Raw genomic sequence first — 15,879 nt, 5'->3', positions numbered from 1 at the left:
GGTGGTCTCACCTGATCGCACCCAGATACTGGTGCAGGCGGACATGACCGGGTCGGGCACGAAGAGCCTCTATCTGGTCGACACCGAGGGCCCGACGCCGACGTTCCGAAAGCTCTCGTCCTCCGGCAGCGTTTCGAGCGCGACCTTCTCCTGGGACTCGACCCGGGTCGCGTACAAGGCCGCGGGGCAGCTCATGATCCATGAGCTCGACACCGGCGACAGTGACGGGAAACCGGTCGGTGCCCTTGACTCCACGGGCCAGTTGCTGTGGACGCCTGGCGGTGACCTCCTCCAGTTCACCGCCGCGAATACGGAGCCGCTCCTGCCACCGAGCCGGCTCGAATGGGGTGTGCCGTTCACCTTCACCCACGTGACACTGGATCGCGGACCCAACCGGCTCGTGGCCATCGCCAGGAGCCTCGCGGGCACCCAGAGCCCGGGCTCCAAGCCCATCGACGTGTTCGTCGATACGACCCGGTTGCCGGATCTCAGCATCCGTGCCGCGGTGCAGCCGGCGATTCCTCGCGTGGGTGAGTCCGCCCAAGCCGCCGTCACCGTGACGAATGGTGGTGGGAGCCCCGTCAGTGGCGTGAAGGTCACCGTCTCGGTCCTGGGCAGTGATGGTTCGATACGCTCCTCGCGCCCGGTGACGCTCTCCGGGACGCTGGCGCCGGGCGCGACCTCCGCGGCGTTCGTGCCCATCGACATCTCCGGGCTCTCCGGTGGCCAGGAGCTGTTGGCGGTGGTCGATCCCGAGCAGCTCATCCAGGAGTCCAATCGCGGCAACAACCAGGAGCGGGTCCCGTTCGTCATCGCCGGAGACTCGGGAATCTCCATGGGCGTCCATCTCTCCCGCAGGACGCTCCAGGCCGATGACACCACCACGGCGACGGTGTCCGTCGTCAACACGGGCGCGGCCACCTCCGTGGCCGTGGAGGTGGCGTTGGAGGACGACAAGGGCACCCGTGTCAGGACCCTGGGAGCGGACGAGCTGTTCAGTCCCCTGGGTGCTGACGGACGCGAGTCCTTCGACCGGTCGGCCGACGCGCTGGGATTGCTCGCCGGCACCTACAAGATCGTGGCCACGGCCAGGGTGGCGGGCTCGGTGGTTTCCACGGCCCACGCGCTGCTGGAGATCCTCCCCGATCAGGGCGCCTCCCTCGCGCTGTCTCCCTCGCGAAGCAAGTACATCTCGGGAGAGCCGGTCGACCTCATGGCCCGGGTGGTGAACCTCTCGAGCAACGCGCTGCTCTCGGGTGCGGTGATCGCGCTCGAGGTGAAGAACGCGGAGGGGTTCGTCCTCGAGACGCTGAGCCTCGATCTGCGGCAAGCCCTCACCCCGGGCGCTTCGGCGTCGCAGGTGGTCTTGCTGGCCACGCGTCCGGTGCCGGGCACCTATTCGGCTACCGCGAGGCTCCAGCTCGACGGCTCCGTGCTCGCCACCTCCGAGACGTCCTTCGTGGTGGAGGGCCGGGTGGATGTGCAGGGCGCCGTCGCCGTGGTGGATGCGGCCGGCTCACCGCCCGTCGTTCCGTCCGGCAAGGAGGCTTCGATTCAGCTCAGGGTGAAGAACGACGGCACGGTCCCGGCCGAGTCGCTGGTGGTCTTCGTTCACGTGGTGGATGAGGGGTCGGTGTCCTCGGCTCCCGTGAAAACCGAGCGGGTGCCGGTGGGCACGCTCGCGCCCGGTGCTTCCTGGACCCACATCCTGAAGGTGCCGACCACCGGCCTGATGCCGCGGACCCATGCGGTGTCGCTCACGGCGACCTGGGCCGGGGCGGCGGAGACGAGCCTGTCCTCCACCTCCTTCCGCGTGGGTGACACCTCGGTGCCAGTCATCACCTCCGCCAACCTCTCCGACGGCATGTTCGTGCGGGAGGAGGTCCTGGTCAGCCTGCAGGTGGTGGATGACCATTCCGGTGTCGCGAACGTGAGCGCCCTGGTGGATGGCACCACGACGGTGGCGCTCGCCCTCGTCCCGGGAACGACACCGCTGAACGGCACCTGGCGCGCGCGGATCCCGCTCGGCTCGGAGGGCCCGCACCTGCTCAGGTTCACCGCCGTGGACAAGGACGGGAACGACGGCGGCAGCAAGCCGGAGCCGCGCAACCCGCGCTCCTTCACCGTGGTGCGTGACACGCAGCGGCCCGGAATCGACATCTCCGGCGTGGAGCACGGCGGGTTCTATGCCTCGGTCGTCTCCCCCGTGGTGGTGGTGAGCGATACCAACCTGTCCGGCGCCGTCATCACACTCGATGGCGTCCCCTTCGTCCCCGGAACTTCCGTGGGAACCGATGGCCCGCACCGGCTCCGGGTCGAGGCTCACGACAAGGCAGGAAACTCGAGCAGCGAGAGCATCGACTTCGTGGTGGATCGCAACAAGCCCGTCATCTCCGTGATGGGGGTGTCCGATGGTGCGGTCCTCGCCGGGCCGGTCACTCCGGTGGTGGAGGTGGTGGACTCCCACCTCGCCACGAAGAGCATCCTGCTCGATGGACTGGAATGGGTGCCCGGCACGGCCGTGGTGGCACAGGGCAGCCATGGGCTCGTGGTCGAGGCGGCCGATCACGCGGGCAACTCCAGCTCGGTGAGCGTCTCCTTCATCATCGACGATGAGCCCCCGAGCATCGCCATCACCGGAGTCGTCAACGGTGGCAGCTACAAAGACGCGGTGACGCCGGTGGTGACCATCTCGGACATGAACCTGGTCTCGTCGTCCGTGAAGCTCGATGGCGTGGACTTCGTTTCCGGCTCGCAGGTGAGGGGCGATGGCTCGCACCTCCTCGTCGCCGAGGCGTCGGATGCCGCCGGCCATCATCGGCGCGTCGAGGTCTCCTTCTTTGTCGATCGGTTCAGCATCCAGGTGGAGAAGAGGCCATTCTCCAGCTACCAGGCGCTGGCCCTGGTGGGCTCGGGGAGATGCGTTCCCCCGCAGAGCGAGGCCAACCGGCTCTCGGATTACCTCTCGACCGAGCTGCGGAAGTCCGGAGGTACCCTCCAGGTGACGTCCACGGAGGCCGACTTCAGGGGTGCGCTGCGCTCCGGACGTTTCGACCTCATCATCCTCGTGTTCCCCCGTGCGTATGAGAGCGGCTGCGCCCCCAACACCCCGCAGCCGAAGGTGTGTCAGTGGGTGACGGAGTGGGTCCACTCCGGCAACGCCGGACTGGTGGCCATCAATCCCAGCTCCTTCCAGATGCTCAACAGCTGCCGGGAGGTGTTGGGGCTGTACGGGTCCAACGCCTCCGTTCTCAGCTCGCGAGCAGTGGTTGGCTGGGAGGGGCCGCTTGGTTCGCAAGACGTTCTCGAGGCGAGCTCGTCCGAACAGGCAATGGTGCTCCAACCCGAAGCCGGAGGCGCGACTCCCGCGGCCTGGTACGGCACCGCGCGGGGTGCAGAGGTGGCCGTTGCCACCCATACGTTTGGCAATGGCCGGATCGTCAGCTTCGGCTTCGACCCGAGCCTGGCCACGCCGTCCACGGGCGCGAGCACGGCCTTCCATAGCGCCTTGTCCTGGGTCCACCCGACTCCCGCCGAGCTCCTGCCGCTCGGGGCGGTCCAGATGGAGCTCGATGTGAGGGTGAGCAGCTCGGTGACCAGCCCGCTCGACATCCGCGTGCGCGAACAGCTCGCTCCTCAGCTCTCCGTCATCAAGACCGAGCCGCTCGCGCCTTCGCTCGAATGGACGTACTCGCTCAACGGAGGCGAGCGCTCCATGCCGTACTACTTCGTGCGGCTCCCCGATGCCGTGGGTCAGTACGAGACCACCACGTGGGCGGAGGTGTTGCTGCCCGAGGGCCCCTGGCGGATCGGCAGCCGGACCCGCTACCTGACGGTCGGGAAGACGGGGGAAGATCTCTTCAGCGAGGCCCGCGACATCGTCGAGACACTGCCCAGCCAGGGTCCGGACGGCGTCCACCGCACCACCATCGAGAATCTGCTCAATCAGGTCCAGACACGGCCGGTTGCCACGGCGGCTGACGCGGAGGCCAACCTCCGCGACCTCTATCAGGCCGCCATGGTCACCACGGGTCTGAGCACCGTCAGCCCAGTCCAGACGCGACTCGCCCTGGATCGGCTCATCATCTATTGGGAGGCACGTTGGTCCGCGCTCTAATTTCAGCCGTTCTCGCGTTCGCGCTCGTCGCGTCCGCGGCGGAGCCACCGCGAACCATCCGGATCCAGCGTTCTTCCCCGCAGTTGCCGGGGCTGGCCGAGATCCAGGCTCGCACCGAGGCGTACCGGGCGGTGCTGCGCCGCGAGCGGGCCCCCACCGTGTCGGCGGAGCAGTCGGCCCGGGTGGCGGTGCTGCTCGAGGAAGCCCGCTCCGCCGCGGGCCAGCCCCCGGGTGGGTTGAGCCGGCTCGTGTCGTGCGTGCTGCCCTCGGAGGAGCAGCGCCAGCGGAGCATCTCCGCGCACGGCAAGCTGGAGGCCGCCCGCGCCGCGGTGCGGCAGGGGCTCGCCGAATCGCTCATTCACTTCGATGCGCTCGAAGCGCGGCTCCAGGCCGCTCCCAATGCGGCGGGCGTGATGACCCGGCTCGCCGCCGAGCGCACCCGGCTCGAGACGCGCGCCCAGGAGATGGAGCGTGCCATCGCCGAGGTGAGTGGCTCCATGGGGTGCGATACCGGCTCCGTCTGGGATCGCCTCCCCGGTGTCTGGCAATGGGGCAGGGGGCTTGGTGCGGTGGACGAGCTGGACTCGCTGCGTACCCGGCTCTCGGACTGGGGCGTGGGGCGTGGCTCCGGTGTCCTCTCCGCCGACCTCACCTACGTGCAGGGGCGGCTCCAGCCCGGGGCGTTGCCCACCGAGAGCATCGTTCCGGCGTACCTGGCCGGCGGAACCGCTGGCTTCGAGCTGGAGGACACCACCCTGGATCGTGAGGTGGAGCAGTCCTCGGAGATCAGGACCAAGGCCGAGGCGCTGGGGAGCGCCAAGGCCGCCTACGACTTCGTGAGGAACGAGCTGCGGCTCGACTGGTACTACGGCTCGCTCAAGGGGGCCACGGAGACGCTGCGGGAGGGCCGCGGCAATGATGCGGATCTCGCGGCGCTGCTGGTGTCGCTGCTGCGGGCGCAGGGGACTCCCGCGCGCTTCGTGGAGGGAACCATCGAGCTGTCCGAGGGCAAGATCGCGGATCTGCTCGGACTGCTCGGCCAGGAGGAACAGGAGGCCCTCTATGCGCCAGCTCCCGGCGGCGCGCCCTTCGTGCTGACGGACGCCAAGAGGCAGCTGGTGCTCACCGCGCTGGGCGCCATCGGCGTTCCCTTCGAGCCCGTGGTGTCCGGTGGCCAGATGATGGCCGTCAGGTTGAGCCACATCTGGGTCGAGGCCTATCTCCCTGTTTCCGACTACCGAGGGGCGGGCGCGTCCCGGGGCGGGCGCCAGTGGGTGCCGCTGGAGCCCTCCATCTCGGGTGGCCCCAAATACGTCGCGACCGAGCCGGACCTGGACGTCCTGACGGCCATGGGCGCCAGCGCGGAGTCGCTCACGCAGGCGTATCTCCAGCAGGGGCAGGGGAGCGCGCCGCTCGTGTTCTGGCGCAATCAGGTGACGCAGTTCCTGAAGGGGCACTCCTCGGGCCTCACCTACGAGCAGGTCCTGCGCAAGGTGGAGAAGAAGCCGGAGGAGCTCCCGCTGCTTCCCGGTGCGCTGCCCTACCGGGTCGTCTCGGTGCAGGCCGAGCACACCTTCCTGCCCGAGGAGCGCAAGCACCGGCTGCACATCACCGCGCACGACGGGGCCGAGCTCCTGCTCGATGTCACCCTGCCCATGCACCTGGTGATGGGCCATCGCGCCGTCTTCACCTACGAGCCCGCCACGGACGAGGACAAGGAGCTCATCTTCGCCTCGGGCGGGCTCTACAACGCCCCTGCCTCGGTGGTGGACCTGCTCGCCACCTTCCGGATCGATGGGGTGAACAAAGCCCGGGCGACACGCTCGGTGGGGCTGGGCACCCGCCATCGTTGGACACTGGAGATGCTCCTTCCCGACGGCTCCAAGCGCCGCGTGGAGAACGAGATCATCGCTGGCAATCAGGTGGCGATCGGACTGGGTGCTCCGTTCGACCGCCATGTGGAGCCCACGCCCAAGTCCCTGGAGGATCTCGACACGGAGGCGGCGCGCTTCCTCTACCTGCTCGCCGCCAGCTATGTGAATTCCTGGACCGAATCCGAGGAGGCGCTGTCCCACCTCACCCGGGTGGTGCCGGTCCGGCCCACGGCGAGCCTGGTGCTGGTGGAGAACCAGCTCGAGGTCAAGGAGTCCTTCGGAGTCCGCCAGCAGGTGGAGTGGAAGGGGCTCGAGGTCGACGCGGATCTCCGCAGTGTGACTCCGCTCGAGCTCGTGGAAGGGCGGGGGGCCACGCTGCTGCGCCTCTCGGGCTACGAGGGCTCCTTCCTGGAAGCCAAGGTGCTCACCGACGGCACCGGCGAGGAAGCCGTGTCCGCCGTGACACTGATCCAGGAGGCTTACGAGAACAGCCTGCCGGTGTTGCGGATCGACCCGGGGAACGTGGGGACCGAGCTGGGCAAGCTGCAGGCTCCGCCCGCGGTGTTCGCCGACGTGAGCACGCAGGTGGCGAACGGCCGTGAGGTGCTCATTCCGCAGAAGCCCCTGACGATCCGCGATTGGGAGGGGACGGGCTTCATCGCCCGCGATCCTGAGACGGGGGAGGGTGGCTACTTCCTCTCCGGCCGGATCTCCGGTGGCCAGACGGTGGTGTCGCCCGATTCCTGGTTGGATCGTGAGCTCGCGGATTACCTCGAGGCCAATGCGCCCGATTCGACCAACGACACCAGGCTCATCGGTCACATCATCAAGGTGCCCGACACGGATCTGCAGCAGGGGACCGTGGGGGAGGCTCTTCCCAAGGAAATCGCGGTGTACGTCACCACCACCCGCGGCCAGCCCGTGCGGGGAGCCCTGGTCACCTTCCGCACCGCGGATCTGTCCAAGCCGCGGTTCCAGAAGGCGGGCGATGCGAGCCAGAGCGAGACGGTGACGGTACAGACCAACAGGTTCGGGCGGGCCTCCGTCAAAGCCTTCCCCGATACCAACATCGGCCGTCTCGGCGTCTTCTGGCCGGGTGATCCCAATCAGGAGCTCCATGGCTTCAACGCGGTGACGGCGGAGGTCGCGACGGAGACGGGCTCCATGCGACTCGCGGAGCCCCTCTGGTTCACGGCGAAGCCGGGACCGCTCTCGCAGTTGATCAATACGGACCCGACGCGGACCTACAGCGGAGAGGCCGGGGTCGAGATCGGCCTGCCCTTCGAGGTCAAGGCGGCGGATCAGTATGGCAACGTGCTCGCCAACAAGACCGTCACCTGGTCGTCGAATGACGCCGCGAGCCGCTTCTTCATTCCGGAGTCGGGGAAGGTGACGCGGGTCCAGTTCCTGGGCAGTGACCCGAAGCAGGAGCATCAGAAGTCGCAACTCTCCCTGGTGACGCCGACCTCCGGCCTGGTGGTGGTGGGCTTCATCCCGGTCACGCCACCGAAGGTCACGGTGTTCGCCCAGAGCGGCACGGTGACACAGACGTTCACCGTCAACTCCTTGGTGGGGAAGGAGTTCACCTTCCGCCTGGCCACGCCGGACACCGCTGGCAGCAGCGGTGTGTTCGGCGCCTCCGTGCCCAAGCCCTTCATCCTCGAGATTCTTCAGAGGAACGAGAGCGGAAGCTGGACGCGGGTGAAGGGGAACGAGCCCGAAGTAAGGGCGAACGTCATCGTGGGACGGGTGACGGCGGACAGGAAACTGGCGGACGTCAAGACGACCCCTCCCTACGCGCTGGGGTCGGGAGCCACCGGCGAGATCGACCTGGACGACAACGTCGTCGCCTGGCCGACCTATGACGTGGAGAACGGCATGCAGGAGATGGCCTTCTTCGCGCAGGTCTTCAAGAAGCCCTACGGGTATGAAGAGACGCAGGTGTGCTGCGACAACCGCTTCGTCTCCGCCTTCTACTCCGGAGTGCCGGAGGTCGAGGTCAAACGCTTGCGCCCGGGTGGGGCGGAGGAGCCGCTCAATCCCTGCGGTCAGCTCGCTCCGGATGACCAATCCTTGCGGCTCAACCTCACGAACCCCGGGACCTTCCCCATCTACGCCCGGATCCTCCAGCGTCCGGAGATCGCCGGTACCGAGCTGTTCAAGCTTCCGCCCCCGGACGTCATCGAGCGGGATCCCGTGGATGCATCGCGCCTGCTCATCCCCCCGGGCGCGACGATCCGGATTCCCCTCGAGCTGACCGTTGGCTCGGGAAATGGTCAGGCGGAGGTGGAGTTCTATGCGCCGGACTTCAGGATAGGGTCCGAAGCCCGGACGCAGCTGAAGAGGAGGGACTCGTACACCTTCTCCGTGCGCAAGGAACTCGGGGGAGTCGGCAGCTCGGCCCGTGAGCTCCGGGCGAGCATCGTCCTGGCGGTCCGCAACTTCGCGGCGGCCCGGACGCCCAAGGATCCGGATGATGTCACGCCCGTCCGGGTTCCGAAGCCCATCTTCCGTCCCGCGCAGCTTCCCCTCTGCATCAACGAGACGGGCCGGCTCGAGGTGAGGTCGGGCACGGCTCTCATCGCGGGTGCCCAGGTGATGGTTCAGGAGGATGGCCGGGTAGACCTTTCGGAGCTCGAGGAAGGTGTGCCCGTGCCGGATCATCCCTCGAACGGCTCCCTCAGGGTCGTCGTTCCCCCAGGGGATCCGAGTGGCCAGCAAGTCGTCGTGAAGTTCTCCTCGGCCCGGACGGGTGGCACCCAGTCGCAGGACATCCCGCTCATCACCACGGTGGAGGACGCGAGCGCGCTTCCCGTGGGCCATACCTTCGTCAAGGACGTCAGCACCGTCGACGGACACCTCGTCAAGCAGAGTGTGGATCTGGAGGTGCAGGGCCGTGCTCCAGGGCTGCAGCTGGTGCGCAGCTACACGAACCGTGGGCATGATGGCGGTCCGCTCGGCCTGGGCTGGACGCACTCGTACCGCGGCTACGTGCTGCCCTCGTGGGACGCGGATCTGAATGTCGCCCGCTACATGGTGGTGGGCGGAGAGGGCACGGGTCAGGTCTTCGAGTGCAAGCCGGGTCCGACCCAGTGCGTCTCCCAGGATGGCTTCCACGGCACGTTCCGCGCGGAGGTGGAGGGCTCGGGGGCGGACTCGCGGCAGCTCCTGGTCTACCGGGCGAAGAATGGAACGGAGTACCGCTACGGTCCCGTCATCAGCACCATCCAGGGATTGAAGCACCAGTTGCTGTCCGTTCGGAGCCCGGCGGGCAATGAGTTCACGTTCGAGTACGAGGGCCCCGGTACCGACTACGAGGTGGGGCGTGTCTACGAGCCCGGCCGTAAGCGCTTCCTGCAGTTCTCCTATGGGCGCGTGAGCGGGGTGCCGCGTGCGCTGCTGTCGACAGTGGAGCTCTATCTCAACCCCAGTGCTCCCAATGTCCTGTCGGACTCCGCCAGCCCCGAGCACCTCGGGGTGTGCATCGCCTATCTGTACAACACCCAGAGCATGCTCGCGGCCGCTCAGCGCTACGACGGCCCATGCCCCGAGTCCTTGGAAGGACAGACACCGCCGCGGCAGGAGTCCTACACCTATGTGGACAGCCCGCTCGACGAGCTGCGGAACAATCTGGCCTCGTGGACGGATGCCAACGACAACACCACGTCCTACGTCTACTACCAGCCCGAGGATCGGCTCCCGGGTGAGAGTGACTTCCTGAGGTTCGGGAACAAGTCGGAGCGCATCCGCTACGTGAACGAGCCGGAAGGCGCCACCACCGAGTTCATCTACAGCCTGGAGCGGAAAGAGCTGCAGGTGTTCGGCTCGCCGATCACCGCCTTCGTGACCGAGGTGAAGGGACCGCGTCCGGAGGTCGCCCGGAGCACGCGCTACTACATGGGCCTGGATGGCACGGTGGCACGAACGGAGCGGCCCCTGTCCGAGGCGCTCACGGCGACGACCTCCTCCAGGTGGGATCCGCTCCACATGCGCCGCGACTCCGAGACGGATGCCCGCAGCCGCGGTACGGCCTTCAAGTATGACGGCTTCGGCAACCTCATCGAGCGCCGGATCGCGCTCGCTCCGCTGCCCGCTTCCGGCGATGGCGAGGCCACCGAGTCCGTCAAGGACGGCCAGGATGAGACGAAGGTGCACAGCGAGGTGGTGGAGAAGTGGAGCTACGACCCCGCTTTCAGCGTGCCGGTCTGCTCCATGGACGCCGAGGGGCGCATCACCCGGGTGCAGCTGGACTCCAACGGCGTGGACCCGCGCACCGGAACGGTCACTGGGACCGGGCTCGTCCTGAGCACCCGCCGGTACGCGCAGACCGTTGACAGCGCGGAGCGGACGAGCACGAAGACGTGTCTGGAGCTCGCGGAGAATCTGTCGCCAGGGCTTGACGACATCGTGCAGCACCGGACCTGGTGCAAGGTGGATGGCGTGTTGTCCTGCCCCGAGGGAGCACTCCCGGGTGATGCGCTGGAGACGTGGATCGAAGGTGCGAGTGCCAGTGAGCGCATCCAGCACACCCGGATCGCGGCGTATGACAGCTGGGGTCTGCCCTCCGTCCAGGTGGCGTATGCGAACGACAGCCAGGAGCTCAAGACCAACTTCCTCCGCAACAAGAGAGGGTTGACGCTGGAGCAGAAGGACACTTTCGGGCACTACACCGAGTGGACGTATGACGGGTTGGATCGCGTCAAGAGCACGACCCGGCGCAACACCAAGGTGGCGGGTGGGCCACATCTGTCCGTGGCATCGCCGTCCATCGTCCAGACGTTCGACTACTACCCGGGGGGCCAACTCAAGAGCGAGAAGAACGACAGCATCAGCTTCGAGCGCCGCTACGTGCTCGACGGGCTCAACCGCGTCAAGAATGTGCGCGAGAGCGGCCAGGGGCTGCGCGAGACGCTCGTCACCACGTATGAGTATGACAAGGCGGGCAATCGCACGCATGTGACGGATCGCCGTGGGGTGACGACGATCACCACGTACGACTGGGGTGACCGGCCGATCCGGACCTCCGTGCGCGTCCTGGAAGGGGCGGCGCTGTACGGGCTACGAGGCGGCGTGAACGGCTCGGCCAGCGAGGTGGATACGGCGACGTTCGGCTACGACGCCGTCGGCAACAAGGTCTACGAGACCAACCTCCACGGGCAGCGGACGGATTACGTGCTCGACTCGCTCTACCGGGTCGTTCGCACCCAGGCTCCCTCCGTGCCGGGCGCGAGCTTCGCGTCGGTCCTTCCGGTGCGTTACGAGCTGACGGCTCGTTACGACCTCGTGGGCAATCCCACGAAGAAGAAGGACGGGAACGGCCACCTCACGCGGATGGCCTATGACTTCGCCAACCGCCTGGTGAGCACGGTGGATGCCGAGGGCCGCGAGGAGCGCCAGACGTACGACCACGCCGGGAACCCGCGGGTCCTCGAGAAGCGCACGGGCAGCACCGTCCACCTGACACGGACGACGACGTATGACGGACTCAATCGGCCGGTGCATGTGGAGGAGGAGTACCTCCACCCGAACGCGAATGGCTCCTTCGTCCCGCGCGAGCGGCACATCGAGACGCGCTACACGGACGCGGAGAACACCGTCACGGTGAAGGATGCCCGGGGCTTCGTCACCACGACGGTGAAGGATGACCTCGACCGCGTCATCCGCGTGGTGGTGGACGATGGGGACGGCAAGCTGCCGCGCACGCCTGACGAAGAGGTGGGACCCGCACTGTCCCTGACCTCCCGGCGTGGGTACGACAGCAACGGCAACCTGACCACCGAGGTGGATCCGCTCGATCGCAAGACGACGTACGCGTACGACGCCCTGAAGCGGCTCCTGGAAACGCGCCGTCCGATGGATGCGACGGAGAGCCTCGAATACGACGGGGAAGGGGCGGTCATCGGACGGGTGGACGTGCGGGGGATTCGTCGCGAGTTCACCTTCGACATGTTCCGCCGGCCCGTCACCGACAGGCTGGTGGAGTCCCTGTCGAACAGTGGGGCGACCCTGGACCTGCTGACGAGGACGTACGTCGACCAGGCGGGACCGGATGGTGTGACGTCCGTGGAGGAGAAGGATGCGCGCGACAACACCACCCGGCGCTACCTGGACGCCCTCGGGCGAGAGCTCAGTGTGGTGGACGCGAAGGGGAAGGCGCAGGTCTCGCGCTACGACGCCGTCAATGTTCGCGAGCGGCGTGATCGCAAGGGTTACCGGACCCTGTTGCGGTACGACAAGGCCGGCCGCCTGAAGGCCCAGGACGATGAGGACATCGTCAACGGGTCCGCGGTGGTGAAGTATCGGCAGTCCATCCTCTACGAGGATGCCCTCCAGCGGGAGACACTCACCGACCGCCGTGGCATCCCCCTGGTGAAGCAGAAGGATGGTCTGGGCCGTGTGGTACGCACCATCCGAGGCATCTCGCCGCTGCTGCAGAAGGAGGAGACGGAGTACAGCGACCGGGATGAAGTGGTCGCGGTGATCGACGCGAACCTCCACCGCAAGGAGTGGCTGTACGACGGAGCCGGACGCAAGCTGGTGGAGACGCTCGGGGCGGGCACGAGCGATGCGGCGACGACGAGGTACACGTACGACAAGGCGGGCAATCTGGTGGCCTGGAAGGGGCCACGCACGCCGGAGGCAGTCACCTACGACGAGCGCAACAGCTTCGACGGGCTGAACCGCCTGGTGCGGCGCGAGAACGCGCTGGGCCATGTGTGGGCGTCTGCCTATGACAAGGCTGGCAACAAGCTGTGCGAGAAGCGTCCACTCGGCGGTACGACCCTGACGCACGGCGACACCCTCGGGATGTCGATCGAAGCCATCCAGACGGCCGTGTGCCTCGGTGACTACGTCACGAAGTACGAGTACGACGAGCTGGGCAAGCTCACCCGGGTGACGGATGCGGGCGAAGGCCAGTACACGTTCGTCTACGACAAGGCACGCAACCTGGTGGCGAAGCAGGATGCCAACGGCAACCTGACGACGTACGAGTTCGATGAGCGCAATCTCCGAGAAGCCGAGCACCAGCACCTGGATGCCCACCCGAGGCTGTCCGGCCGTGCCAGCCTGCCCGGCCCCGAGGCGAAGGCCACTTCGGACGGAGAGACCGGTACCCTCACCTGGAAGTGGACGTACGACGCCAACGGGAACGTCGAGACCGAGACGGACCCGAAGGGGCAGGTGACGACGTCCATCCATGGGGTGCTCAATCGCCTCGTGTCGCGCTCCTTCTCGAGCCCTGTGACCCGGGAGAAGCCTTACGTCGAGGCGCAGTCCTTCGAGTACGACGAGAATGGCAATCAGACCCTCATCAAGGAAACGAAGCAGACGCTATCTGGACCGGAGTTGAAGCAGACCCGGTTCGACTACGACAAGCTGGACAGGCTGTGGCAGCAGGCGCGCTATTACGGCAATAAAAACGCGGTCGTCACGTACAAGTACGACGACAAGGGTAACCGGACCGAGGTGCGTGACGCGGACAACGTCACCACCACCTATACCTACGATGCGTTGGATCGGTTGAAGACTGCCGTCCTCGACTTGGGTAGGACGGAGTACTTCTACTGGCCCGACGGATTGCTCAGGCTCACCACGTACCCCAATAATGGGGTGACGGAAGCGCGGTGCTATGACAATGCAGGCCGGTTGTCGAAGCAACTGACCGCGCGCGGGTCGATCAATGACGATTGCAGCCTGGGGGACGCCGCGACGCTCCTCGGCCGCTCCGAGTATGGCTATGACAACAATGGCAATCGCAACAGTCTGAAGGAGTTGCGGACCAATCCGGCCGATCAGGCACTGGGGGCCGAGGAGCGGACGGAGTACGGCTACGACGAGCTGGACCGTCTGACGGGGACTCGAACTCCAGAGGGCAAGGCAATCCTCTACCGCCTGGATGCGGTGGGTAACCGGACGGGAGAGAAGGAAGTGTCCTCGGCGGACGTCACCTCGCTGGGGCCCGAGGCGTACGAGGCAAGCTATTCGAGTCTGTCTCGCGACGTGACGTACGCCCTCAATCGCGCGGACTGGCTGCGGACCAGCACGGATGTGAAAGACGCGGCCCGCAACATCACCTTCGGCTACGATCTCAACGGCAATCTGGTGTCGAAGGTGAAGGGTGGGATCACACGGACGTTCGCGTGGGACGTGCGGAACACGCTGACGGTCGTGCGCGAGGGCACCACTCCCGCTACCGCCACGGAAGTGGGTCGCTATGATTACGATGCGAACCTCCAGCGGGTAAGCCGGAAGACTGCTGCCGAGAACGTTTCGTATGTGCTGGATGACGAGTTCGTCCTCCAGGAGTTGGATGCGGCACAGACAAGCCAACCGGCGAAGCGTCGCTATCACTACGCGGCGGGGCCGCTTGCAGTCAGCGAAATCTCTGGTGGCACCAACACACGCATTCTCCACACGGATTCGCTGGGCAGCGTGACCGACGTCACGTCTGACACTGGTTCGGTGTCTATTTCGCGCAAGTACGACGCCTGGGGCAGCTACCGTGGTGGGACCGCGCCTTTGGCTGCGGACTTCAAGCTTGGTTACACAGGGCACCAGTACGATCCGGAGACGGGGCTCACCTATGCTCGCGCCCGGTACTACGACAGCGACTTGGGGCGGTTCATCAGCCGCGACTTGTACGAAGGGCAGTTGAACGATGCCCCAAGCCTGCATCGATACATTTATGGCAGTGTAAACCCTCTTCGCTTTATTGACCCGACTGGTCATTTTAGTTGGGAACAGATCAAGGGATGGGCAGCGGAAGATTGGAATGACACTCTTGTGACGTTGGGTCTACGGAGCGCTCAGGCCGACCCACGCTCCCTCCGTCCCATTGAACGCACGGTTCAGCCAAAGCCCAAGCTCAAGGAATTCGTGGCAGTGGAGAGCCGCGACAAGCCTGGAGCCATAACTGCATACGAGCGTGAGTTCCGCGGCCAGCAAGGCCAGCAACTTCTCACCTTCATGGGCGAGTACGAGAAGTACCACGAGAACAGGTTGAGGAGCGCGCGAGTCCGGTTCCAGGGGACGATGTTGGTGGCGGGGGTCGGAATCTCGATGGCTGTGCCGGCAGCAGCGCCGCTTTTGGTGGAGACTGCTGGGGTTTCAACGGCTGGGGCTGCTGGCTTCCTTCTGATTGGTGAGACTGCTGGCGGAGTGGCAACCGAATACGGGATGACAGGGCGGGTAACTCCAGAAGGCGTATTGATGTCGGCTGGTATGTCTGGGGTTAACGCGCTTGGATCGATGAAGCACTTCCGCTCTCTTGAGGAAGCGGCTGCTGCAAGGTCTGCGTTTGGGGTTCAGAATGTGGATGAGGTTGCCACTACTCTTGCCCAGAACAAATGGGACGAAATCGAGGACCAGCTCGCCCGACATGGCGCAGATATGGAGGCGCTATCGGCCGTCATCAATGCGGAGCGCCATGCGGCTGGGCTGCCATCGATCCGAGAGGGACTTGAGCAAGCCGATGTCCTGCGTAACATGGCTCCACGCCCGCCCACGCGCGAGGAGATGCTTGAGAGCGCTCTGGGGGTCCTCCGCTACTACGACGACACGATTCGCGAGGTTTTCGGTCTAGATGTGCAGTACGGTATTCGTGGCAGTCTTTCAACCGGTACGCGGTATTCAACGGGCGGGCCCTTCAATCCCGCTGACTTCGATGTCGATGCGCTCGTCGTTCACAAGCAACTGCCACAGGGTTTTTCTCGCGAGGTAATGTCTAATACGATGGAGGTGATGAAGTTGGAGGAGATGATCGAGGCCGATCTTCGCTCTCTCCCCGGATTCGAGAACATGCGTGACGATCCGAGCAAGCCCTTTTGCTTCAGGTGCTGGAAGCGTATGCCGGAGGGAACAACATTGGCGCCGGTGCCGGGAAAATGA

The 15,879-nt window shown here is 66.0% G+C and carries 2 protein-coding genes (1 of these 2 running past the window's edge); both read left to right on the top strand.

From position 1 onward, the window contains the following. Positions 1 to 4,117: the final stretch of a CARDB domain-containing protein gene (locus NR810_RS00675; RefSeq protein ID WP_257446203.1), read on the top strand. It extends 12,665 nt beyond the left edge of the window; 4,117 of the gene's 16,782 nt are visible here — the last part of the coding sequence; its start codon lies beyond the left edge, outside the window; the stop codon is at positions 4,115 to 4,117. Next, positions 4,102 to 15,879 (top strand): RHS repeat-associated core domain-containing protein, encoded by an 11,778-nt coding sequence (locus NR810_RS00670; RefSeq protein WP_257446201.1) that lies wholly within the window; start codon positions 4,102 to 4,104, stop codon positions 15,877 to 15,879. Before NR810_RS00675 ends, NR810_RS00670 begins: the two co-directional genes overlap by 16 nt.

Source organism: Archangium lipolyticum, assembly GCF_024623785.1.
In the GTDB taxonomy this organism is placed as follows: domain Bacteria; phylum Myxococcota; class Myxococcia; order Myxococcales; family Myxococcaceae; genus Archangium; species Archangium lipolyticum.
This window is presented reverse-complemented; position numbering and strand designations above follow the sequence as displayed.